General features: G+C 44.7%; 17 protein-coding genes. 13 read left to right on the forward strand and 4 right to left on the reverse strand.

What is annotated here, in order from left to right; translation table 11 throughout:
• Positions 1–176 precede the first annotated feature (176 nt).
• Entirely contained in the window at positions 177–878 is a 702-nt protein-coding gene (nblR, locus tag ACLGGO_RS27995; protein ID WP_446421754.1) for a response regulator transcription factor NblR, read from the reverse strand.
• Between the two features lie 476 nt (positions 879–1354).
• Positions 1355–1606, reverse strand: coding sequence for a UPF0175 family protein (locus ACLGGO_RS28000; protein ID WP_446421755.1), 252 nt, complete (start codon positions 1604–1606; stop codon positions 1355–1357).
• A 175-nt stretch (positions 1607–1781) separates the two neighbouring features.
• Between ACLGGO_RS28000 and ACLGGO_RS28005 the strand changes: the two genes are divergently transcribed.
• Positions 1782–2990 carry a pentapeptide repeat-containing protein gene (locus ACLGGO_RS28005; RefSeq protein ID WP_446421756.1) on the forward strand — a complete coding sequence of 403 codons (1209 nt, stop codon included), beginning with the start codon at positions 1782–1784 and terminating at the stop codon, positions 2988–2990.
• Between the two features lie 140 nt (positions 2991–3130).
• Here ACLGGO_RS28005 and ACLGGO_RS28010 read toward each other — a convergent pair whose 3' ends face one another.
• A complete protein-coding gene (locus ACLGGO_RS28010) occupies positions 3131–3325 on the reverse strand; it encodes a hypothetical protein (protein ID WP_446337493.1) in 195 nt (64 codons plus the stop codon).
• A 198-nt stretch (positions 3326–3523) separates the two neighbouring features.
• Between ACLGGO_RS28010 and ACLGGO_RS28015 the strand changes: the two genes are divergently transcribed.
• The 6 genes from ACLGGO_RS28015 to ACLGGO_RS28040 all read left to right on the forward strand — a co-directional run bounded on the left by ACLGGO_RS28015 (position 3524) and on the right by ACLGGO_RS28040 (position 13968).
• Positions 3524–3886, forward strand: coding sequence for a hypothetical protein (locus ACLGGO_RS28015; protein ID WP_446421757.1), 363 nt, complete (start codon positions 3524–3526; stop codon positions 3884–3886).
• A gap of 4 nt (positions 3887–3890) precedes the next feature.
• Positions 3891–7697, forward strand: coding sequence for a hydantoinase B/oxoprolinase family protein (locus ACLGGO_RS28020; protein WP_446421758.1), 3807 nt, complete (start codon positions 3891–3893; stop codon positions 7695–7697).
• Positions 7698–8459: 762 nt separating this feature from the next.
• Entirely contained in the window at positions 8460–10610 is a 2151-nt protein-coding gene (locus ACLGGO_RS28025) for a PAS domain-containing protein (RefSeq protein ID WP_446421759.1), read from the forward strand.
• Between the two features lie 101 nt (positions 10611–10711).
• Positions 10712–11887, forward strand: a complete 1176-nt coding sequence (fmdA, locus tag ACLGGO_RS28030; protein ID WP_446421760.1) for a formamidase — start codon at positions 10712–10714, stop codon at positions 11885–11887.
• Between the two features lie 126 nt (positions 11888–12013).
• A complete protein-coding gene (locus ACLGGO_RS28035; protein WP_446421761.1) occupies positions 12014–12271 on the forward strand; it encodes an FmdB family zinc ribbon protein in 258 nt (85 codons plus the stop codon).
• A 161-nt stretch (positions 12272–12432) separates the two neighbouring features.
• Positions 12433–13968, forward strand: a complete 1536-nt coding sequence (locus ACLGGO_RS28040) for a hybrid sensor histidine kinase/response regulator (protein WP_446421762.1) — start codon at positions 12433–12435, stop codon at positions 13966–13968.
• 101 nt (positions 13969–14069) lie between these two features.
• Here the strand turns inward: ACLGGO_RS28040 and ACLGGO_RS28045 are convergent, their stop codons facing one another.
• Entirely contained in the window at positions 14070–15230 is a 1161-nt protein-coding gene (locus tag ACLGGO_RS28045) for a flagellar assembly protein H (protein WP_446421763.1), read from the reverse strand.
• Positions 15231–15515: 285 nt separating this feature from the next.
• Between ACLGGO_RS28045 and kaiC the strand changes: the two genes are divergently transcribed.
• From kaiC to ACLGGO_RS28075, 6 genes are all read left to right on the forward strand, one after another.
• Positions 15516–17216, forward strand: a complete 1701-nt coding sequence (gene kaiC / locus ACLGGO_RS28050) for a circadian clock protein KaiC (protein ID WP_446421764.1) — start codon at positions 15516–15518, stop codon at positions 17214–17216.
• A gap of 89 nt (positions 17217–17305) precedes the next feature.
• Positions 17306–17620, forward strand: coding sequence for a circadian clock KaiB family protein (locus ACLGGO_RS28055; protein ID WP_446337484.1), 315 nt, complete (start codon positions 17306–17308; stop codon positions 17618–17620).
• Positions 17621–17688: 68 nt separating this feature from the next.
• Positions 17689–18039: a circadian clock KaiB family protein gene (locus ACLGGO_RS28060; protein ID WP_446421765.1), complete on the forward strand. Its 351-nt coding sequence runs from the start codon at positions 17689–17691 to the stop codon at positions 18037–18039.
• A gap of 106 nt (positions 18040–18145) precedes the next feature.
• Positions 18146–21781, forward strand: a complete 3636-nt coding sequence (locus ACLGGO_RS28065; protein ID WP_446421766.1) for a PAS domain S-box protein — start codon at positions 18146–18148, stop codon at positions 21779–21781.
• Entirely contained in the window at positions 21775–23286 is a 1512-nt protein-coding gene (locus tag ACLGGO_RS28070; RefSeq protein ID WP_446421767.1) for a diguanylate cyclase, read from the forward strand. The genes ACLGGO_RS28065 and ACLGGO_RS28070 overlap by 7 nt, the downstream gene beginning before the upstream one ends.
• 29 nt (positions 23287–23315) lie before the next feature.
• Entirely contained in the window at positions 23316–24890 is a 1575-nt protein-coding gene (locus ACLGGO_RS28075) for an ATP-binding response regulator (protein WP_446421768.1), read from the forward strand.
• Positions 24891–25176: the final 286 nt, after the last annotated feature.

The raw sequence follows: 25176 nt of genomic DNA on the forward strand, positions 1-25176 counted from the left end.
ATGCCCTATTCATGACTTCGGAGCAGGTTCCCTCTGCCAATCCCTAACCTCAACGAAGTAGGTTAGGGTTCATGAATCCCCTTTACGTTTAGGGCGTACTGTGGACTGGGCGAAGCTTTTGCGATGAAAATTTAACAGTAGAACCGAAAAATTTGGGCGCAAAAGCTTCGCCCCTACTAGGATTCCCGTAAAACGTAACCGACACCCCGGACGGTTTGAATCAAGCGCTTGTCGCCCTCATCTTCAATCTTGATACGTAGATAACGGATATACACCTCAATCACATTAGACTCCCCCAGAAAATCGTATCCCCAAACATTTTCCAGAATCTGTTCGCGAGTTAGAACTTCGCGGGGATGAGTCATCAAATACTTAAGCAGTTCAAACTCTTTCATCGTCAAATCGATCACTCGTCCTCCCCGCATGGCGCGGCGCGTCGTCAAATCTAACGCCAAATCCCCAAATCTGACTTGTTCACTCGTATTGGTATCGGGTTCTAGATACAGACGTATCATCTGCAAAAAGGCGTCAGCGCGATAGGGTTTCAGGAAAAAATCATCAGCACCCGCTTCTAAACAGGCGACTCGATCCTCGATCGCGTCGCGAGTGATGAGTAAGACTAGAGGGACACGAGAACCGGCTTTTCTCAAGCGAGTACATAAACTCAAACCTGATTCTCCAGAACCAGAAAGCAATTGATCTACAACCATCATAGCGGGTTGGAGTTGACAAGCTTGATGCCAGCCACTGGGCGCATCTGTAGCGATAACCGTATGATAGCCAGCTTCTGTTAGATCTAGACTCATGCGTTGAGCTAGGGTTTCATCGGTTTCTACGAGCAAAACACAGGGATTACCGTCAAGGGGAGCAGATTGCATAGATGGCGCTGGTGATGAGTCGTTGGATGTAACACCGGAATTTCCTCTATTGTTCTAGCATGACTGGGGGTTGGCTGAATTATCCTGCTCCTTTTGGAGTGGGTTGTCACTCACATATTGAATCCGTCTCAATCAATCAATTTGATGTAGGGTGGGCATCGCCCACCAACTAAAATTTCAGTACCATTCATGTTAGGGTCAATAGCACGCTCCAGTCGGCTTTGAACTCAAGTACTAGACTGACACAGCTAAAATTGTGGAATAGATTTGATCATTGAACCGGGCGCAAAGAGCCTGCGCCCCTACGGTTTCCGCGCGTAAGGTTAATTCATGAAATTAGGTGTATTACGCCACTACTTTCTGTTTCTTATTAGTCGTCTTCAGACGACTTTCGCTATGAGCCTCGGAATTGATTCTGAGGCGGAGTAACTTGGTGGAGATAGAGTAGGGGTGATATGTTGACAATGATTAGGGGTTCAGGCATTGTTGATATCCTGTTCTAATTCTTCTGGGGTTAAATAGAAGGGAGATACCTGATAACGCCCTAGTAATATCAGAAATTCTACTCGTGAGATTTCGGCTAATTGAGCGGCACGTCCGGATGAAAGTTTTCCCAGTTCAAATAGTTTGACGGCGGCTAATATCTGGAGTTCTCTAGCAATGGTTTCGGGTGTTTCTTTGAGACTGATTAATATTTCTTCAGGAATATCGAGTTGAATTGTACTCATGGTTGATATCTCCGTGGGGAATAGTAGGGTCGTAGTTATTCCTAGGGTAGCTGATGGAGCATGAAGCCTAGCCATCACGTTAGAGATTAAGGGCGTAGCTGGTTTGCTGGTGGATTGCCTATAATGACCTTAACAAGGACAGCAAGTCGCGTCTTTTTCGGATAGATGAGAAGTCATGAGTGCTAATGAAATCGATGATTTGAGAGAACTTAGGCTATGGTTGGTGCGCTTGGTCGTTGGATTTATTGCTTTGGTAGTATTAGCGGTTTTGCCTTTTCTTTGGTGGCTGAATGTTACCCCAATTCAACAGCAACAAGAAATCCTAGACATAAAAGATTTTTTCGAGCTTAAGAACCAGGCAATCAAGTCAGTTACTACATCCATTCAAATTCTAGCCACAGTTTTTGGTGGTATAGCGATTCTGTTTAATGTTTACTATGGAGCTAAACGAGCTGAAGCTTTTGAAAAGAATGCGATCGCGGCGACACAAAACGCGATCGCGGCGACACAAAATGCTGAGATAGCAGAACAGGGGCAAATCACAGAACGCTTTACTAAGGCAATTGAACAGCTAGGTTCAGATAACATCTCAATCCGTTTGGGTGGAATTTATGCTTTAGAACGAATTGCTAAGGATTCGGAAAGAGATCATTGGACAATTATGGAAGTCTTATCGGCTTTCGTGCGGGAGAATGCTCCTTTAAAGGAAGATTTGGGCGATGGGAATAAACAGCAGCCACAAAAACTTCGCACTGATATTCAAGCAGCCCTTACTGTTATCGGACAGCGTGACTCAAATAAAGACAAGGAAGTTTTGAATTTAAGCAATACAGATCTTAGGAGAGCAAACCTCACTGAAGCCAACCTGCAAGGTGCAAACCTCACTGAAGCCAACCTGCAAGGTGCAAACCTTAAGGGAGCCAACCTGCAAGAGGCAAAGTTATTTAAAGCCAATCTAGAGGGGGCATTTCTCTGGGAGGCTAAACTCCAAGATGCAGTCCTCCAAGGAGCCAGACTGCGAGAGGCAAACTTATTTAAAGCCAATCTAGAGGGGGCATTTCTCTGTCAAGCTAAATTGCCTGATTCAGATCTCAGAGAAGCCAACCTAAAAAGGACAAATTTTGGTGGAGCGAACTTGTACCAAGCAGTCCTCTTCCAAGCTAACCTGGAAAGGGCAAACCTTAAGGGAGCCAACCTGCAAGAGGCAAACTTCAGAGAAACTAACTTGCAAGGGGCAGACTTCGGAAACGCCAATCTCAATGAAGCAAATCTACAAGGAGCAGACATTGGGGGAAGTATAAACCTAACACTACAGCAAATTAAATCAGCTATCGTGGATGATGAAACCAGACTTCTCTATGGTCTGGAAAGACTACAAGACTGAAAGCTAGCAGATCGAGTCAGTCAAAGCAATACTGATTGTCTAGCTAATCGCCCTCAGATTGCGATCGCACTCGTGCTAAGTTAATCCTCAATCCACCACAGCAATACCTGCCGAAATTCTCGCGCCTGTGTCGCTAAAGCTCAAATTTCGCCGTTGATTTGCATCTGATGGACTTTATCTGCTAATTCCTGGCGGCGCTGTTCGCTGAGTTCATCAATCGCCAGCATTCCCATGTAAATAACCTCTTTGAGGGTCAATCGGGTTGATTGCGCCTGTTTCTGTACTTGTTCCTTAATAACGGGACTAACCCCTATAGCAGTGCTGGCTCTAGGCACTCAAGTTCACGAATGATTAACTACTTCGTCTAATGGTAACACCTTACGATTCATTACAGTTGGCTCTTGTGCTTAAGCAAGTATTGACGTGATTAAGCGTGTCATTGTATATTGAAGCATAAGAAAATCATCCCAAGTGACCGAAATTCATCGCGTCGCCACGGATGTTGCAGCCATCAATCAACAGGGTAAGCCATCATGACACCTTTATTTCGCCGCCTCCAACCCGCCCAGAAATTCCGGATCACCCCCAGCAGTATCGCCCGACTCCTGAAAATCCCCAAACACCTAATCGTGCGTGTGGAATCCTGGGCATATATCGTCTTTGTTCATCGCCGCGACAAAGGCGGACAATTCATCAGCTATCGCCAATTACGCCAATGGTTCAACGCCATCGCCTGCCAAATTCAACACTGCACCACCTGCCAACAACTGCAGCAATTGTGGCTTACTATTGAGCGCGATCGCAAACGGCACAACAAGCAATACAATGACCAGGATGCCGAATTATTATACAATTTTTGGAAAAGGTGCTGGCATACAGTAGGGCATTCGCAATAGACCCATGACATCTAATAACGGCTGGCAATTTTGGATTGATCGCGGCGGCACATTTACCGATATTGTGGCGCGTCGCCCTGATGGACAATTGGTAATTCACAAGCTACTCTCAGAAAATCCCGATCGCTACACCGATGCGCCAGTACAGGGAATCCGCGAGGTGATGGGAATTAAAGCTGATGCACCAATTCCCACCGAACAGATTGATGCCGTGAAAATGGGGACAACCGTAGCCACAAATGCCTTACTGGAGAGAAAAGGCGATCGCACTGTTTTAATGATCACCAAAGGCTTCCGAGATGCCCTCCGCATCGGCTATCAAAACCGCCCCGATATTTTTGCCCGTGAGATTATCTTGCCAGAAATGCTCTACGAACGGGTGATTGAAGTCGAGGAACGCTACAGCGCCCACGGAGACGAATTAATTCCCCTTCAGATAGACGCCACTCGTCAGCAGTTACAAGCCGCTTATGATAGCGGAATTCGCAGTTGTGCCATCGTCTTAATGCATGGCTATCGCTATAAGAGCCACGAACAGGAACTTGCCAACTTAGCCCGTGCGATCGGGTTTACTCAAATCTCAGTTTCCCATAATGTCACACCCTTGATGAAAATAGTCAGTCGGGGTGACACCACCGTTGTCGATGCCTATTTATCCCCCATTCTCCGGCGGTATGTTAACCAAGTTTCTAGTCAGTTAGCCGGAGAAATCAAAAATCAACAATCAACAATTAACAATCAACAATCCCTCCGATTAATGTTTATGCAGTCCAATGGTGGACTCACAGACGCCCGCACATTTCAGGGAAAAGACAGTATTTTATCCGGTCCGGCGGGGGGTATTGTCGGGGCAGTACAAACCAGTCAACTAGCCGGATTTGATCAGATTATCAGTTTTGATATGGGCGGTACTTCTACCGATGTCGCCCATTACAACGGCGAATACGAACGCACCTTTGAAACCGAGATTGCGGGTGTCCGGTTACGCACACCCATGATGTCCATTCATACCGTAGCGGCGGGTGGCGGTTCAATCGTGAAATTTGATGGGGCGCGGTATCGAGTTGGACCCGAATCGGCGGGGGCAAATCCCGGTCCTGCTGCTTACTCTCAGGGGGGTCCGTTAACCGTAACTGATTGCAATGTGATGGTGGGGAAATTGCAACCTGAGTTCTTTCCCCAAGTCTTTGGACTTGATGGAAATTTACCCTTAAATGACCAGGTGGTGCGAGAGAAATTTAGTCAACTAGCTGCAGATATTGGAGATAACCGAACACCCGAAGCCGTCGCCGCAGGGTTTTTGGCAATTGCCGTCGAAAAAATGGCAAATGCGATTAAAAAAATCTCCTTACAACGAGGCTATGACGTATCAAACTATACCTTGTGTTGCTTTGGTGGCGCGGGGGGACAACACGCCTGTTTAATTGCTGATGCCTTGGGGATGAAACAGGTATTTCTTCATCCTTATGCGGGGGTATTATCTGCCTATGGGATGGGATTGGCAGATGTGCGGATATTGCGGGAACGTTCGGTAGAAGCCCAATTAACCGAGGAGTTACTATCGGTAGGGACATCAGATATTACTCCGTTAGCGGAAATATTCGCCGAGTTAACAACAGCCGGGAAAGATGAAATTGCGACGACTCATATAGGAGAATCCACACCAATTGATAGTGAAGTCATCCGCAAAGTGCATTTGAAATATCAGGGGACAGACTCACCCTTAATTGTCGATTTCGGTAGCGTGGATGAGATGCGGCAGCAATTTGAGGAGGCGCATCGCCAGCGTTATGGTTTTATTGTGGAAGAGAAAGCCTTAATTGTGGATTCGGTATCTGTGGAAGTGATCCAACAGATGGATGTGCCAGAAGAACCCGTGATTCAGCGTCACCGCTCAGAACCGCCGCAATCTGTCGCCAAGGTGCAAATGTATACAGCCGATGCATGGCACGAAACCCCTGTATTTAAGCGAGAGGAATTACAACCGGGAGACTCTATTACCGCGCCAGCATTAATTATTGAAACAACGGGAACCAATGTGATTGAACCGGGTTGGCAAGCTGAAGTAACTGAACGGAATCATTTAATTTTAAAGAAGACGCAACAATCAACAGTCAACAGTCAACAGTCAACAGTCAACAGTCAACAGTCAGAACTTTCCCAGCCTGATCCGGTTACGCTAGAAATCTTTAATAATCTATTTCGTTCCATTGCCGAACAAATGGGAACCACGCTACAAAATACCAGTTACTCGGTAAATATTAAAGAACGGTTAGATTTTTCCTGTGCTATTTTTGATGGACAAGGACAACTGGTTGCTAATGCCCCTCATATTCCCGTGCATTTGGGTTCAATGAGTGAAAGCGTTCGCAGTTTAATTGAGGCGTATGGTGATAGTCTCAAACCTGGAGATGTTTACGCGATTAATAATCCCTATAATGGTGGAACCCATTTACCTGATGTCACGGTAATTACCCCAGTTTTCCTGGAAGAAAGTGGGATTAGCGATACTTTTGATAAAACCAATCAATCTTCGACAAAACCCACTCCTACATCCTCCCCTGACTCAAATACACCCCCCTTTCAAAGGGGGGCAAGGGGGGATAAAAATTCGACACCCTTATTCTACGTCGCTTCACGGGGACACCATGGGGATATTGGTGGAATTACCCCTGGTTCGATGCCACCGGATAGTACAACTGTAGACGAAGAAGGGGTATTAATTGATAATTTTAAGGTGGTAGAGGCAGGACGTTTCCGAGAAAAAGAATTATCTAAATTACTCCTATCTGGCACTTACCCAGTGCGAAATATTACCCAAAATATCGCGGACTTACAAGCTCAAATTGCTGCCAATGAAAAAGGCGTGCAAGAGTTGCGGCGAATGGTGGCACAGTCGGGTTTAGACACAGTACAAGCCTATATGGGTCATGTTCAGAATAATGCGGAAGAGTCGGTGCGGCGGGTGATTGATGTTCTCAAAGATGGCAGTTTTACCTATAAGTTAGATACAGGTGGACAGATTCAAGTTGCCATTCGCATTGACCGGGAAAATCGCCGCGCTACGATTGATTTTACCGGGACATCCGCCCAGTTATCGAATAACTTTAATGCCCCGGCGGCGGTGTGTAAAGCGGCGGTTCTCTATGTCTTCCGTACTTTAGTCGATGATGATATTCCCCTGAATGCTGGATGTCTCAAACCCCTAGACATTATTATTCCCGAAGGTTGTCTATTAAATCCCCGTTATCCGGCGGCGGTTGTGGCGGGGAATGTGGAAACATCCCAGGTGATTACCGATGCGCTATATGGGGCGTTGGGGGTAATGGCTGCATCTCAGGGGACGATGAATAATTTTACCTTTGGTAATCAGAATTATCAATATTATGAAACCATTTGTGGCGGTTCTGGTGCAGGGGCGGAGTTTGATGGGGCGGATGCGGTACATACCCACATGACTAATTCTCGTTTAACGGACCCAGAAGTTTTAGAATGGCGGTTTCCGGTGGTATTAGAACAGTTTGGTATTCGGGGGAATAGTGGTGGAAATGGAAAGCATTGTGGGGGAAATGGTGTGATTCGGCGGATGCGGTTTTTGCAACCGATGACAGCCGCAATTTTATCGGGACATCGGATTGTTGCACCGTTTGGGTTACAGGGTGGTGAAGCGGGTGCTGTGGGGAAGAATTATGTGGAACGTCAGGATGGAACGGTTGAGGAATTAGTAAATACGGCGGTTGTGGAAATGGAGGCGGGAGATATTTTTGTGATTGAGACGCCTGGAGGTGGAGGATTTGGTGTTTCTGATTAAATAGTTCCCAATACTGCTCGGTTAAGAAAAATTGTAGGTTGGGTAGAGCGCAAGCGTTACCCAACAAACCCAGTAAAACGTTGGGTTTCGTTACCTCAACCCAACCTACCTGCTGTGGAGTTATTTGACGAAAAGGCGGCTACACTAGCCCATCTTGTCTGTCGATAGTTCCCACCTCCCTAGGTAAGTAGAGTCAACTACCCCCGATAAATGACAACGAACAAGGAATAGTTTGTGAGTAAGTTTAAGTTATATTAAGCATAAATTAAATCTATATTAAAAATATGAATTCATGACCAAATCCCTAACTATCATGAAGTCACAACTATAAGCCTGTAATCAGCCCTAAGCTAGGAAAGGTTAATGCATTTACTTAAGGGATCACTGATACTAGGTTCTTGACCGACTTTGTGGGTGTCGTCTTACTGCCTCTAGAGTACCCGTTCAGTAATTAAAATTGTAGGCTGGAATTCCTGAAAAATAGTAACAAAAGCTACAAAAAATACCCAAGTTCGGCGTAGTGTAACCTCCAACTTTGGTTATTGAACTGAGGTTCTACCTAGAGCAAACCCATTACAAGGTTCATCTGGATTTGAATAAATTGGCAGAGCTTTTAAACCATTCTGAATAGAAATTATAAGCAGAGTAGGCGTGCTAACTGTAGTTCAGTTAATAAACTATCACAGTTTAACTTGTTACAGCACTATCTTCCCTCTTAAATAACAGTCCAACTGAGTAGAAACAGATTCTTAGGCATATCTTATGTTATCGGTGCTAGACCCTACGCTCAACCCGAACCCTATATCGCTAAAGGTTCTCATCGTCGAAGAGGGTTACCAAACCCTAAAACTATTGGGAGAAGGATTATGTTCTGAAATTCAATATTCGTTTATTATTCAACAAGTTAGGCAGAGCCGTCAAGCCCTAGCTCGATTAAGTCAGGAAGAGTTTGATCTTCTCGTTGTTCATGTTTCCCCGGCTGATCCTCACCTTTTCGATACTGTTACTCAGATCAAACATTTAGGCTTAACTCTGCCAATTCTCGGATTAAGCGCTAACGAAAATCAAATAGTAAACCTACAAGTTATTCAAGCGGGGACACCCGATGATCAGGTGACGGAAAATCTGAAAAGTTACCGATTTATTCGGGCATTGCGTCATGCTATTGACGAACAGCAACGCCAAGAATCTCAACGTCTGAATCAGGAAAAATATTGTTCCGTTCTTGATAATGTCAAAGAAGTCATTTTCCAAACCGATACCCAGGGACATTGGACATTTATAAATCGGGCTTGGACAGAAATTACTGGCTTTTCAATCGCTGAAAGTATCGGTACATCATTTTTAAAGGGTATTCATCCTGATGACTGGCAAAAGGGGCGAGACAACTTTGATTCCCTGATTACTGGAGTTAAACAATCCTGTCGCCCTACGGTGCGCTATCTGACAAAATCGGGTGACATTCGCTGGTTGGAGGTACAGGCGCAGACAAATTTTGCCGCCGATGGTACGGTTTCTGGAACCACAGGCACCCTTAATGATATTACGGAACAGGTTTTAATTCAGTCAGCCTTACGCATTTCCGAAGAACGACTGCAAATGGCGTTATCTGGTAGCGATTTGGGTTTGTGGGATTGGCAATTAACCACTGGATATATTTATTTTAATCCTCAGTGGAAAACAATGCTGGGGTATGAACAAGACGAGATCGAAAATAACTTTAAATCCTTTCAGAAGTTGGTGCATCCTGATGATTTTATGAGAGTGAAAGCGGTATTGAATGCTTATCTTGATCGGTTAATTCCTACCTATGAAGTCGAATTTCGTATGCAATGTAAAACTGGGGAATGGAAGTGGATTTTGTCTCGTGGTAAAGTCTTTGAGTGGGATGAAGCGGGTAATCCAGTACGGATGACGGGGACTCATCGGGATATTAGCGATCGCAGAAAAGCTGAGGAGGCTTTGCGGGAGTCAGAAGCCGGGGAACGAAAAAAAGCCTATCAGTTAGAACTTGCCTTGTGTGAACTTAAAAATACCCAAGCGCAGTTGGTACAAACGAAAAAAATGGCATCCTTGGGACAGTTAGTGGCGGGTATTGCTCATGAGATTAATAATCCGATCAGCTTTATTGCCGGAAATGTTAGCTTTGCCCATCAATATGGGCGGGATTTGCTCAAGTTGATCGATCTCTATCAACAGCATTATCCTCACCCAAATGCCCCAATTCAAGATGCAATGGAAGCCGTTGAGCTTGACTTTCTCAGGACAGACTTTCCCAAAGCCCTCAACTCTATTCGAGACGGCGTAGTTCGGATTCAGCAAATTGTGCGATCGCTACAGCATTTTTCGCACTTAAATGAAGCACAAATGAAGACAACTGATTTACATCAGGGGTTGGATAGTACTTTAATACTTTTACAGAATCGATTCACTAAAAAGCCCAACCGAGCGGCGATTGAAGTCACTAAAGTATTCAGTAAATTACCTAAAATTGAATGTTATCCGGGTCAACTTAATCAAGTATTTATCAATATATTGAATAATGCCATTGATGCGTTAGAAGGAAAAAACAAACAGAATGATTCCTTTCAACCCCAGATTAAGATTAGTACGGAAATTTCTGAGTTAAATTCGACTGTTATTATTCGGATATCCGATAATGGCTTAGGCATTCCCGCCCATTTGCAAGAGCATTTATTTGAACCGTTTTTCACCACCAAACCTGTAGGACAAGGGACAGGATTGGGATTGGCGATAAGTTATCAAATCATTGAAAAACACAAAGGAAAAATTACCTTTAATTCTCAATCTGGTATCGGGACAGAGTTTATCATTGAAATCCCCATAAAGCTAACCCATAAAACGGAACAATGGAGTCAAATTCAATGGTTACGTCAAGCCATCAGCGCTTGAGTCAGATGAGTGATTGATTTTTGTAGTTAATTATACAGTAATAATTCGTTCTTTTCTCGTTGAATAGTTCTAACAAAATAATCCATTGATCAAAGAATTCTATGCCCGACGTTCTATTTAAAGTAGACCTAACTAAACCCATGTCAGAACAGGAGTTAGTCGGTCATAACCGCTGGCATCCTGATATTCCCGCCGTGGTTTCTGTCAATCCTGGGGATGTATTTCGCATTGAATGTAAAGATTGGACAGATGGGCAAATTAAAAATAATGATAACCCAGATGATGTGCGGGATGTGGATTTAACGGTGGTGCATGTGTTGAGTGGACCCATTTATGTGAATGGGGCGCAACCGGGCGATATTCTGGTTGTTGACTTATTAGATATTGGCGCATTACCGGGGGATGAATGGGGATTTACGGGTATTTTTGCCAGAGAAAATGGCGGCGGATTTCTCACGGATCATTTTCCCAATGCGGCTAAAGCCATTTGGGATTTACAGGGTATTTATACTCGTTCTCGTCATATTCCAGGCGTGCGATTTGCGGGAATTACTCATCCGGGATTAATTGGTTGTGCGCCGTCGGCAGATTTATTAGCAAAATGGAATAAACGGGAAGCTGAATTGGTGGCAACAAATCCTAATCGTGTGCCACCCTTAGCCGCATTACCCAACCCGCAAAATGCAATTTTAGGTTCGTTGAAAGGGGCAGAATTTGACCGAGTTGCCGCTGAAGCCGCCCGCACAGTTCCGCCGCGTGAACATGGGGGAAATTGTGATATCAAGAATCTATCGAGAGGATCGCGGATTTATTTTCCGGTGTATGTAGATGGGGCGAAACTATCTATGGGAGATATTCATTTTTCCCAGGGCGATGGTGAGATTTCTTTCTGCGGTGCGATTGAAATGTCGGGTTATATTGACTTGCATGTCGATATTATTAAAAGGGGTGTAGAAAAATATGGGATGATTAATCCGATTTTTAAGCCGGGACCTGTTGAACCACGTTATTCAGAGTATTTAGTTTTTGAGGGGATTTCTGTTGATGAAGTGACTGGACAGCAATATTATTTAGATGCCCATGTCGCCTATCGACGGGCTTGTTTAAATGCAATTGAATACCTGAAAAATTTTGGTTTTACGGGAGAACAAGCTTATTTACTTTTAAGTTGTGCGCCTATTGAAGGGCGGATCAGTGGAATTGTGGATATTCCTAATGCCTGTTGTACCTTAGCCTTACCTACAGAAATTTTTGAGCAGCCGATTCTGCCAACTTAGTAGAAGAAGGCATAAGTCCATTGTTAAGGGGTTACTTATTTCTACCCTACTTAAGTCGAATAGCACGCTCAGATGAGGCGGGTGGGCAATGCCCACCCTAGGATATATAAAAGGAGAGAAAAAGATATGCCGTTGTATGAGTTTCGCTGTGATACTTGTGGGGATTTTGAGAAATGGCGCACATTGGCAGAAGCGGGAACACCAATGCTTTGTCCAACCTGTCAGGTAGTGGCGAAACGGGTATTTTCTGCGCCCATGGTGAATTTAAGTTCGGGGAGTTTACCCAAGCAAAAGGAACCGCGACTGGTAAAGCGTTCTACGGAATCAACAACGCCCCAGTATAGTCAGCAGAAGAATGGACGCCCTTGGATGGTGAGTCATTAACCTGAATTAGCAGTCAAGACGGCAATAAATAAAGATGACTTGATGACGAAAATAGGATTGAGCAAAAGGGTACAAAGTCTGAGTTCAGACCAGCCAAATTATGTAAAAATGAAAATGGCAACCTGCCGCTTTTTGCCCAATTCAGTCATGCCAATCCTTTCATGTCCTCCCTATTGCCCAAAATATTATTAGTTGATGATACTGTGGCTAATCTTCAATTAGTCTCAGATTGTTTAATTAAGGCAGGGTTTAATGTCCTCGCGGTTAAAAGTGGTGTCCAAGCGTTAAAAACTTTGGCAATAACCTTACCGGATCTGATCTTGTTGGATGTGGTGATGCCAAAAATGGACGGGTTTGAAGTCTGTCGTCGTTTAAAATCTCAGGAGAAAACTAAAGATATTCCCGTTATTTTTATGACGGCGGTTGCCGATCGCGCGAATCCCAGTTACAAGATTAAGGGGCTAAAGCTGGGCGCTGTAGACTATATCAGCAAGCCGATTCAGCTTGAAGAGATTTTAGCTCGCGTCAAGACTCACCTGAAACTGCGGGCTTTAACCCAGCAACTCACCGAACAAAATACCTGCTTACAGCAAGAGATTCGTGTACGTCATCAGACACAACAGATCCTGCAAGAAACTGAACGTCGATGGCGCTCGCTGTTGGAGAATGTGCAACTGATGGTTGTCGGCTTAGACTGGAAGGGGGATGTGGAGTATATGAATCCCTTTGGCTTAGGCTTAACTGGCTATACTCAAGACGAAGTTTTAGGCAAAAACTGGTTCAATACGTTTATCCCATCCTCCGATCAGCAGCAGCTTAAACAGGTTTTTCATGAACTCTTATACCACAACAGCCACACCTACTACCAGCACTTGATTCTGACGAAATCCGGTGAAGAACGACTGATTGCTTGGAATAATACTGTGTTACGAGATATTACTGGCGCGATCGCAGGAACCATGAGTATTGGTGAAGATATTACCCAGCGTCAAGCCATAGAACGGATGAAAAATGAATTCATCTCCCTAGTTAGTCATGAACTTCGCACCCCCCTCACCTCAATGCGTGGTTCTCTGGGTTTACTCAAGATGGGAGTCTATGATAATCAACCCGAAAAAGCCAAACGGATGCTAGAGATTGCAGCGGGAGACTGCGATCGCTTAGGGCGCCTGGTGAATGACATCCTCAGCTTAGAACGCTTGGATTCCGGTCAAGTGACGCTAGTCAAGGAACTTTGTGAGGTGACAGATTTAATCCAACATTCCGTGGAGGCGATAGAAGCGATCGCGGATGCAGCAGGAATTTCTATCCGGGTGACTCCCCTATCGGCTAAAGTCTATGTTGCCCCTGATACCATTATTCAAACCCTGACAAATCTGTTGAGTAATGCAATCAAGTTCTCTGATAGCAATACGACGATCACCGTGAGTGCCAACTATTACTCAGATTCTATTTTATTTCAAGTTACAGATCAAGGACGCGGAATTCCCCCTGAGCATCTTGAACGCATCTTTGGGCGATTTCAGCAAGTCGATGTTTCCGATTCTCGCCAAAAAGGAGGTACTGGTTTAGGATTGGCGATTTGCCGCAGTATTATACAGCAACATGGGGGGGAAATTTGGGCGGAAAGTACCCTCGGTTCTGGGAGTACCTTTTATTTTACATTGCCAGTTTACAAAGAATCAGGTAATATCTAGTTCTTTTTCATACTCGCTTCCCGAAAAGAAGCAAGCTACGTCATTTATAGCAGTAGACACATCGATTAGGACGCTCCTGTGAGGGAACGACAACGGCACGTTTAAGAACTGGCTTGGGGAAATCGAGCCAGGAGTTGCTCACGGGATAACTGAGACAATTGTGAGAGGTATTGGCTTAAGTCTTGGGGGGGTAATCCTAATAAAGGAGTAACCAGTGCGGTGAGTTGAGCATCCAATTCTCCAAAACGAATTCTGAGTAAATTTTCGACAATGAAACGCTGTGCCTGTTGAATTCCTGATTCACTATTTTCGAGTTGAGACAGTTGCAGTAGAAAGGGAGTTAACTGCTGAGAGGGCAATGCCGATAAGGGAGTGATTAAAGCAGCGAGGGTAGAGGTTAACTGTCCCAAGCGAGTCTGGAGAACGTTTTCGATAATCAGCCGTTGTCCCTGTTGTAATCCCTGTTGTAATCCCTGTTGTAATCCCTGTTGTAATCCCTGTTGTAATCCCTGTTGTAATCCCTGTTGCATAGCTTCTTCCCTGGCTTGTTGTCGAGCCGCATCCAGTTGTTGCCGATAAAGGGGTGCTAATGCCATAATTAACTCCCTCTCCTCTGTATCTAAGGGTTGTTCTTGATTGGCTTGTAAGTTGGCTTGCAAGTTATACAATAACTCTAGCGTAGACTCCCGCCGTTGGCTGTTTTCGGGTAATGCGGTGATTTCCGCGATGGCTTGCTGTTGGACTCTGCCCTTTCCCAGAAGTCTCAGCCATAGGGTTTGGGGGGTACGGGGGAGTTGGTGGATGACAACGATGGCTGTTCGGAAAGCCTGGGGGAGAAAGTAGAGTCCACTTAACCAGTTTTGCTCATCACTGAAGGCTCCAAAGCTATCGAGTAAGGGTGTTGAGGCGGTGGGGGTGAGTATCCATAATTGGGAGAGTTCATTCAGATTAATGGAAGTGGATTCCCGTCTGGCGCGTCGTCTCAATTCCCGATGTAGGTCAAACAGTTTAGCCAGACAATCACAAATTTGATCGGCAGTGACGGCGTTGCGAAAGGGTTCAAAGACAGCAGCAGTTGTGACAAAGCGCCCTAAAAGTCCCAGAGAGAGGATGTAGTCATCTGAGATAGAGGTGGGGATAAATAAAACGTCAACCTCTCGCACTTCCCCAGCAATGTCGCGACTGGTTTCCACTTTTCCGATGGGGGACAAGAGTTGCTCAAGATAGTCCTTGGCGAATTGGTCGTGAGGAAATCGAGTCATGGGGGCATGGGAATAGTCTACGAGTGTAGAAGTTTATCTTAATTATTACCAGTCTAAGCTGTTCGGCATTTAAACCTTAATGTCAACAAATGTTAAGAGACTAAAACCCTCTTTCCTTCTGCCCTCTGCCCTCTCCCCCTCACCCACTCCCCTTTAACCACAATGGCGTAAATCCCCCTGCCTCCGTCATAAATTCCTCATTTTTTCCCGATAAAATGAGGTGATGGATAATGGTGGCTAATTTTCACCAATCCACGACTGACAAAATTCTAGGAGAGGCAATCCTTGTCACAAACCACATTAGCCAAAAATCAACTTCGCAAATGCCCCACGGGGATCAAAGGATTGGATGACATTACTGATGGGGGATTACCCTTAGGGCGAACAACCCTGGTTTGTGGAACAGCCGGGTGTGGTAAGACCTTAATGGGGATGGAGTTTCTCGTCCGGGGTATCCTAGACTACTCACAACCCGGAGTGTTCATGGCGTTTGAAGAAACGGCGGCAGAATTGACCCAAAATGTCGCCTCCTTGGGTTGGGATTTGGACGAACTGACGGCGGCGAAAAAACTCTCGATTGATTATGTTTATATTGACCCGCAGGAGATTGAAGAAACTGGGGACTATGATTTAGAAGCTTTATTTATTCGCCTCGGAAGTGCCATTGACACCATCGGTGCTAAGCGAGTTGTTTTAGATACCGTTGAAGTGCTTTTTTCCGGCTTATCGAATACAGCGATTGTCCGGGCAGAGTTGCGGCGGTTGTTTCGCTGGTTGAAAACGAAAGGGGTTACAGCGATTGTCACGGGGGAAAAAGGGGAAAAATCCCTGACTCGTTATGGCATTGAGGAGTATGTTTCCGATTGCGTGATTCGCCTCGATCACCGCCTCTTTGAAGATATCTCAACCCGCAAGTTGCAAATTGTCAAGTACCGGGGTTCTAATCACGGCACAAATGACTATCCTTTTCTGATTAATTCAGAGGGGATTACTGTGTTACCGATTACATCAGTGGGATTAGATCATACCGTAACCGAGGAACGAATATCAAGTGGTATTGAACGCCTCGACACCATGCTGGGAGGGGAGGGATACTTTCGCGGTAGCAGTATTCTGATCACGGGTACGGCGGGAACGGGGAAAACTACCCTAGCCGCCCATTTTGCTGAAGCCACTTGTCGTCAGGGCGAACGCTGTCTCTATTTTGCCTTTGAAGAAGCCCCGCAGCAAATTATCCGCAATATGCGCTCAGTGGGCATTAATTTAGCCGAATTTGTCAGCCAAGACTTGTTAAGGTTTCAGGCGAGACGCCCGACGGCTTTTGGCTTAGAAATGCACCTGGTACAAATCCACAGTTTAATCCAAGAATTTCAGCCAACGGTTGTGATTATTGACCCAATGAGTAATCTTACCATGGGGGGTACTGTCTCTCAGGCAAAAGCCTTTCTTTTCCGTCTGATTGATCTGCTAAAATCTCAACAAATTACCGTCTTCTTGACGAATTTAATTCAAGGGGGGATGCCGATGGAGCAGACTGAGATGGGTGTTTCCTCGTTAATGGATACGTGGTTAGAGGTGCGCTTTGTGGAGACTAATGGCGAACGCAACCGTATATTTTTTATCCTTAAATCTCGTGGGATGGAACACTCCCATCAGGTGCGGGAATTAAAATTTACCAACCAGGGAGTCGAGTTAGTCGATGTGTATTTGGGAGAAGGAATCGTGCTGACGGGTACGGCGCGAAGAATTCAAGAGGAAAAAGAAAACGCCGCCAATTTGACCCGAAAACAGGAGTTTGAACGCAAGCGCCGGGATTTTGCCCGCCAGAAAGCGGTTATCCAATCCCAAATCACCGCCTTGCAAGCGCAACTGGAACGGGAACAGGAAGATATAGAGACGATGATACAACAGGAGCAATCCCACTACGATAATCTACAACATAACCGAGTCGCGATCGCGCAGCTTCGTCAGGCGGATCTCCCTTGAAGGGGCGGGTAGTTTTTGGGGTGTGGGGAAATTCTTTTCCCTAGTATCAGTCGATTAAAACTAACAGATCCTATCAAGTATTTTTAATTATGGAAATTCAAACAGAAATCAGCATTCCCGTACCAGAGATTTGGCAATTGCGCCTCTATGTGGCAGGACAAACTCCAAAATCAATTAAAGCCTTTGCTAACTTAAAAAAAATCTGTGAGGAACACCTGAATAGTCAATATCATATCGAAGTGATTGATTTATTAGAAAATCCTCAACTTGCCAAAGGAGACAAAATTGTGGCAATTCCGACATTAGTGCGAAAACTCCCGCCACCGATTAAACAAATTATTGGTGATTTATCCAATACCGAAAAAGTTTTGGTGGGACTCGATTTGCGGCGAGCCACTACATGAATGCAGAGGCGAGGAGGTAGCAGGCTTAAGGGCATAGGACTATTATGGTAAAGAAATAGGATAAAATCATGGATGAAAAAAATCTAAAAAGTTCCACAGACGCCTTTGAGCAAGCTCTGATTCAAAACAACAGGGTTGAATACTGTCTCCGCTTGTATGTTGCTGGAACGACGTTAAAGTCTATCCGCGCCATTGAAACAATCAAGAGGATCTGTGAAGACTATCTTCCCCAACGATACACCTTGGAGATTATTGATATTTATCAACAGCCGGAACTGGCTCAGCAAGCGCAAATTTTTGCCACACCCACCCTGATTAAAACACTGCCCCTGCCATTACAACGAATTATTGGTAATATGTCCAAGACCGAAAAAATTATTGTGGGGCTAGATATTGTGCCGAAAAATTATCCTATATAAATTACCCAATATTATACCATTTATCTCTAATCGTGTAATGAATAAATTCTCCTATCCCAGAGGCTTAGGATAGGGTGCAACATCATGGAAAATTGGGATTAAATCGATGAAAGAAAAAACACGGGAGGAATTAGAACAAGAAATTCAAGACTTACGCGATCGCCTGAGTGTCGCGGAAGAAACATTGCAGGCAATTCGCCAGGGTGAGGTGGATGCATTAGTCGTATCCGGACCTGAAGGCGACCAGATTTTTACCTTACAGAGTGCCGATGAACCCTATCGACTCTTTGTGGAACAAATGAAAGAAGGAGCCGCTACCCTGACATCTACAGGAATGCTGCTGTATTGTAATCATCGTTTAGCCAAGCTTTTGAAAAGAAACTTAGAAACCGTTATTGGCTCTAACTTTCAACAATACCTACTCCCCCTGGAAATGCCCCCATTTGAAGCCCTATTGCAGCAAGATGAAGTGGGATGTAGTCAAGGGGAATTCTGCCTCATCGCCAGTGATGAAACAGAGATACCCGTACATCTATCGGTCACCAAAATAGCCCTAGAGGGAGTTGATATAAATTGCTTAATCGTAACAGACTTAACTGAAAATAAACGACAAAAAAAAATAGTAGCGGCAGAAAAACTGGCTCGTTCTATTCTAGAACAAGTGGCTGATGCGATTGTGGTCTGTGATCAAAGCGGAAGCATTATCCGCACCAGTCTTGCTACTCATAAACTTTGTGGAAAAAATCCTATATTTCAACCCTTCGATGTAGTGTTTCCACTTGTTTTTTCCCCATCTAATCAGAGGGAAGATGAGACAGATGAGATTTCTGCATCGTCTTCTACCTCAAGCCAACCCTTTTCGATGACAACTATTTTGAATGGGGAAACATTTCAGGGGGTTGAAGTCATTTTGGGGCGAGAAGATGGGCAACAATTCCATTTGCTCCTAAGTGGGCGGGCGTTGTTGAACTCCAACAAACAGGTTCAAGGGTGTGTGGTGACGCTGACGGATATTACCTCTCGTAAACAGTCAGAACAAGCGCTGCAAGAGAGTCAGGAACGCTTTCGTCGTGCTGTACTCTATTCACCCATACCGATTATGCTCCATGCTGAAGATGGCGAAGTTGTGCAGATTAACCAGGCTTGGACCCAACTTACAGGTTACACCCATCAAGACATACCCACGATCGCACATTGGATCCAAAAAGCCTACGGCACTCGCCAAGAGTTAATTCGGGAAAACATTGATCGACTCTATAGCCTGGATCACTCCATTGCCGAAGGCGAATATACCATTATGACTCGTAATGGCTCAACTCGCATCTGGGATTTCTATTCCGCCCCCTTGGGTAAGCTGAGTGATGGGCGACGCATGGTGATTAGCACCGCCCTGGATGTGACGCTTCGCAAGCAAACCGAACTCGATCTGCAAAAGGCAAAAGCCACCCTAGAAGTTCGGGTAGCTGAACGCACCAAAGCACTGCAACAGCAACTGCAAATCCGGCACCAAATTGAACAGAAACTCCGGGCTTCCCAAGCTCGATTTGCCGGCATTCTGGAAATCGCCAGTGATGGGATTATTTCCGTCGATGCCAATCAACGGATTATCTTATTTAATCAAGGGGCAGAAAAGATGTTTGGCTATAGGGTGAGTGAAGTGTTGAATCAACCCTTGGCTTTACTTCTACCCAACCGCTACACGATTGCTCACCATCAGCATATTAAAAGCTTCAGCCCGTCTCAGGGGAAAGCACGGCGTATGGGAGAGCGCCAAGCTATTTTTGGTCGCCGCAAAGACGGCACAGAGTTTCCGGCGGAAGCCTCTGTCTCTAAGCTAATACTAGGTAATCAGGTGGTATTCACCGCCTTTGTGCGCGACATTACCGAACGCAAACAGTTTGAGGCACAACTCCAGCACAGTGAAACCCGACTCAAAACCATCATTACCGCTACCTCCGACGGGATCATGATAGTCGATAACCAGGGTCAGGTTTGTTTTGCCAACCCCGCCGCCGCCCAGCTTTTTGATATGACTCTAGACACGTTACTTGAGTATGAGTGGGGAATGCCCTTGGCAGAAACCACAGAAATCGAATTGGTGCAATCGAGTGGGGAATTGCGGATGGCAGAAATGAAGGCAACTCCGATTCAATGGTTCTCAAAACCTGCCTATGTGATTGCCTTACGAGACATTACTCAACGCAAACAGACAGAGTTAACTCTACAACAGGCAAAAGCCGCCGCCGAAGCCGCGAATCAGGCAAAAAGTATGTTTCTGGCGAATATGAGCCATGAATTGCGTACTCCCCTCAACATTATTTTGGGGTTTACCCAGGTGATGAGTCGTGATCCGGTGATTACCCCAGAGGAACAAGAAAATTTGGACATTATTAATAAGAGTGGTAATCATTTACTCAGTTTAATTAATGATGTCTTGGATTTATCGAAAATCGAAGCCGGATGTATTAGCATCGATGAGAGCCGTTTTGACCTGATTGCCTTGGTGCGATCGCTCCAGGAGATGTTTCAGCAAAGAGCAGTGGCTAAAGGGTTGCAGCTTTACTTGGATATGGCGGCTGAGGTTCCCCAATATATCCAGGCAGATAGTAACAAATTGCGCCAAGTTCTGATCAATCTGCTCAGTAATGGGATTAAATTTACCCAAAAGGGTAGTATTAGGTTACGAGTAGCGCTCCACCCTAAGCCTCAGCAGGCAGAAGGCAGAGAGCAGGAGGAACAAGCTTACCATCTTCGCTTTGAAATTTCCGACACCGGCGTGGGAATTGCGCCAACGGAATTAGGAATTATTTTTAATGCCTTTATCCAAACTCACGCCGGGAAAGTGGCAAATGAAGGGACAGGTTTAGGGTTAGCGATTAGTCGTAAGTTTGTCCAACTCATGGGTGGTGATATTCAGGTGAGTAGCCAACTGAATCAAGGTAGCACGTTTAGCTTTGAGATTCCGGTTCACCTGGCTGATGCATCAGATATAGAACCCGTTCAAACTTACCGCCGAGTTATTGGATTGGCTCCCAATCAACCCTGCTACCGGATTCTCGTTGTTGACGACAAACCCGAAAACCGCCAAATTATCCTCAAGCTGTTAACCCTTCCAGGATTAGAGGTGCGTGAGGCGAAAAATGGACAAGAAGCCGTGACATTGTGGCAGAAGTGGCAACCCCATCTGATCTGGATGGATATGCGGATGCCGATTATGGATGGCTATCAGGCGACGCAACAGATTCGTTGCCAAGGAGACGGTAAAACCCCTATTATTATCGCCCTAACTGCTTATGCCTCCAAGGGCGATCGCACCTCGGCACTTCAAGCTGGCTGTAATGATTATGTGAGCAAACCTTTTCAAGTCGAAACGTTGTTTGCCAAGATGGAAAACTATTTAGGAGTGCGCTATATTTATGCAGATTCTGACTCAAAAGATCAACCCGTTAACCTTAATCAGCTAACTCCTGAACGGTTATCGGTGATGCCTCTATCCTGGATTGAAAGGCTCTCTGAAGCGGCACAGCTTTGTGATGATGAAGAAATCTTGTCGCTAATTGAGAAGATTCCGCCAGACCAAACTCTTGTGATCAATACTCTAAGGCATCTTGCCCACAATTTCCAGTTTCATCTGATTATTCAGCTCGCTCAATCCACGATTAATCTCTTAGCTATGACAACGATGAACCATCAACTATCCAGAGAAAATACTAAACCAACAGGAGGAGGGCAGCAATGTTAGAGGTTAAAGCGAATATCTTAATTGTAGATGACCACCCCGATAATCTCCGCTCTCTGGCTGCCATCCTCAGCCGCGCTGGGTATAAAGTGAGAAAAGCGATTAGTGGCAAGATGGCATTAGAAACCATTCGTTCCCACCCGCCTGACTTAATTCTCCTTGACATCAAAATGCCGCAGATGGATGGCTATACCGTTTGCTCAACTCTAAAAGCCAACGCCGCCACTCAAAGGATTCCAATTATCTTTTTGAGTGCCTTAGATGATATAGCGGATAAAGTAAAAGCCTTTACCGTTGGTGGGGCGGATTACATTATCAAACCCTTCCAGGCGCAAGAAGTATTAATCCGCGTTAACAATAACTTAGTAATTGCCCATCAACGCCAAGAACTCCTCGCTCAAAAAAAGAAACTTCAGGAACAAAATGCTCAATTACAGCTTTTAGTCACCCTTACCCACAGGATTAGTCAAACCGATGATTTTCATTCTGCCCTAACCATCACGTTAACGAAAATTTGCCAGACTATCGGTTGGGATTTTGCCGAAGCTTGGATTCCCAATGCCAAAGGAACTATCCTCGAATGTAGTCGGGGATGGTACAGTCGCGCTCCCACCTTTGACTTATTCAGATATCATCGAATAACCACCACGTTTGCCCCGAATATAGGACTACCGGGGCGGGTTTGGTTGTCGAAAAAGCCGGAATGGAGTACAGAGATTTCTGCCGAATCGGCTGGCTGTTATCTTTGTGTTGAGAAGGCGTTAAATCTGGATATGAACACGAGTGTAGGTGTTCCGATTTTATTTCGCGATCGCGTGTTAGCTATTTTAGTCTTTTTCAAACAAGCCAGGAGTGAACCCGAACCCGGATTAATCGAATTGATTCAGCTTATCGCGGCTCAGTTAGGCACATTAATGCAGCGGATCAAAGTCGAAACTGCCTTATTTGAGGCAAATCAAAAACTCAAACAGTTAGTGACTATCGATGGCTTAACCGGAATCGCCAATCGCCGCAAATTTGACCAATACATTCATCGAGAATGGAAACGACTCTTTCGAGAGCAACTCCCCCTTTCCTTAATTTTAGGGGATATCGATTTTTTTAAGCTCTATAACGATACTTACGGACATCAAGCCGGAGATGATTGTCTGCGAAAAGTAGCCACAAAAATCCGCCTAATAGTCAAACGTCCCGCCGATTTAGTCGCCCGATACGGCGGTGAAGAATTGGCGGTCATTTTACCCAATACAGATGCTCAGGGGGCGATTCATGTTGCCGAAACTATCCGCCAAAGCGTGGAAAATCTCAAGATTATTCATGCTAGTTCAGATATCAGTCACTATGTCACTTTAAGTTTAGGCGTGTCCAGTCTGATTCCTAACCCTTTAGTTAACATTGAAACCTTAATTAATCAAACCGATAAAGCGCTGTATCGAGCTAAAGCCGGAGGAAGAAATCAAACAGTCGCTGAATACTCCATTCCGGCTAATTTATCCTGCCAAATTTAAAAGAAGTTCAACGCGATAAGAGAGGATTTATGTCAGAAAAACTAACGAGTATTTTAATTGTAGATGATAATATAGATAACCTGCGATCCTTGGCTGCCATTCTCAGGTTAGAGGGTTACAAAATCAGAAAAGCAATTAGTGGACAGGTTGCATTAGAAACCGTTCGTTCTCACCCGCCCGACTTAATTCTCCTCGACATCAAAATGCCGCAAATGGATGGCTATACCGTCTGCTCTACCTTAAAACAAGACGCAGCCACTTGTTCAATTCCTGTCATTTTTTTAAGTGCTTTAAATGAAACGGCTGATAAACTAAAAGCCTTTGCCGTTGGCGGTGTTGACTACATTACTAAACCCTTTCAAGCCCCAGAAGTCGTGGCGCGAGTTGAGAATCAATTGCGTCTCCAGAGACTTTCTCAACAACTCGTTGAGCAAAATACACAGCTACTGGAAGAAATTCAGATTCGCCAGCAAACCGAAGCCGCATTGCACCAATCACTTGAGCAAACTGAAGCCGCCAATCGAGCCAAAACGGTGTTTCTCGCTAACATGAGTCATGAACTCCGTTCCCCCCTCACAGGGATTTTGGGTTACGCTCAACTACTGCAAAAAGCTACAGATTGCACTCCTTTGCAACAGAAGGGGCTTGGCGTTATTTATCAGTGCGGTAGTCACCTACTCACGCTGATTAACGATATTTTAGATCTATCTAAAATTGAAGCTAAAAAACTCGAATTATTTCCCGATGATATTGATTTTTGTTTGTTTTTAACGAATCTCGCTGAACTATTCCAGTTCAAAGCCCAAGAAAAAAAACTTAAATTCACCTATCTTCCCTTCAATTCACTGCCTCCAGAAATATATATTGATGAAAAGCGACTGCGACAAGTTTTAATTAATCTGCTTTCTAATGCGATTAACTTTACTCATCAAGGTACTGTCACTTTAAAAGTGAGTGTCATGAGTTACAGTTGTGAACTGAAGCAGCAGAAAAAGACCTTACCCAATAAAACGGATAAAGCCCAAATAACTTGTGCAAAAATTCGCTTTGAAATCGAGGATACAGGTATAGGAATTATTCCAGAACAATGGGTAAAAATATTCTTGCCATTCGAGCAAGTGATGGAGAGTTCACATAGTACAGAAGGAACCGGATTGGGACTAACCATTAGCCAAAAAATCATCGCCTTGATGGGAAGCAAAATTTTTCTGGAAAGTACTCCTAATGTGGGCAGCAAATTTTGGTTTGACTTAGACGTACCTACGAACTTACCCGGGTCATATTTTACCGGGATTGATGCCAACCCGAACCCAACTCTATCTCAGGAAGTTGGTGATAATTCAAATCAAATTATAACAAGTTTTTTTACAGAATCCGACATAATAGTACCACCTCTAGAAGAACTGCTTCCGCTGTATGAAGCTGCTCAAATTGGTGACGTTGAAGGTGTACAGCAGGTAATTGAGAGACTCCAACACTTAAATTCTGACTATTTTGCCTTTGTCACGCAGGTGCTGAAACTGGCGGATAATTTTGACTATGAAGAAATTATACAACTAATTGATAATTATTATGTGGAGCATAAGAGTCTCTTGAGACTGTAGAAACGTATCATCCTACGTCTCTCGTCTCCAGAGAGTCTTATGTGTCCTAACATCCTTGGCGGTTGCTATACGATAAAATCATAGGATGAAAAAGTCAAAAAATCTAATCATTTTCACCGACTTAGATGGCACACTTCTAGATGCTGAAACCTATAGTTATCAGTGAGCCGTGAGCAGTGAGCCGTGAGCAGTTATCAGTTATCAGTTATCAGTTATCAGTTATCAGTTATCAGTGAGCCGTGAGCAGTTATCAGTTATCAGTTATCAGTGAGCCGTGAGCAGTTAT

Origin of the sequence: Coleofasciculus sp. (assembly GCF_046565525.1) — a bacterium.
GTDB lineage: Bacteria > Cyanobacteriota > Cyanobacteriia > Cyanobacteriales > Coleofasciculaceae > Coleofasciculus.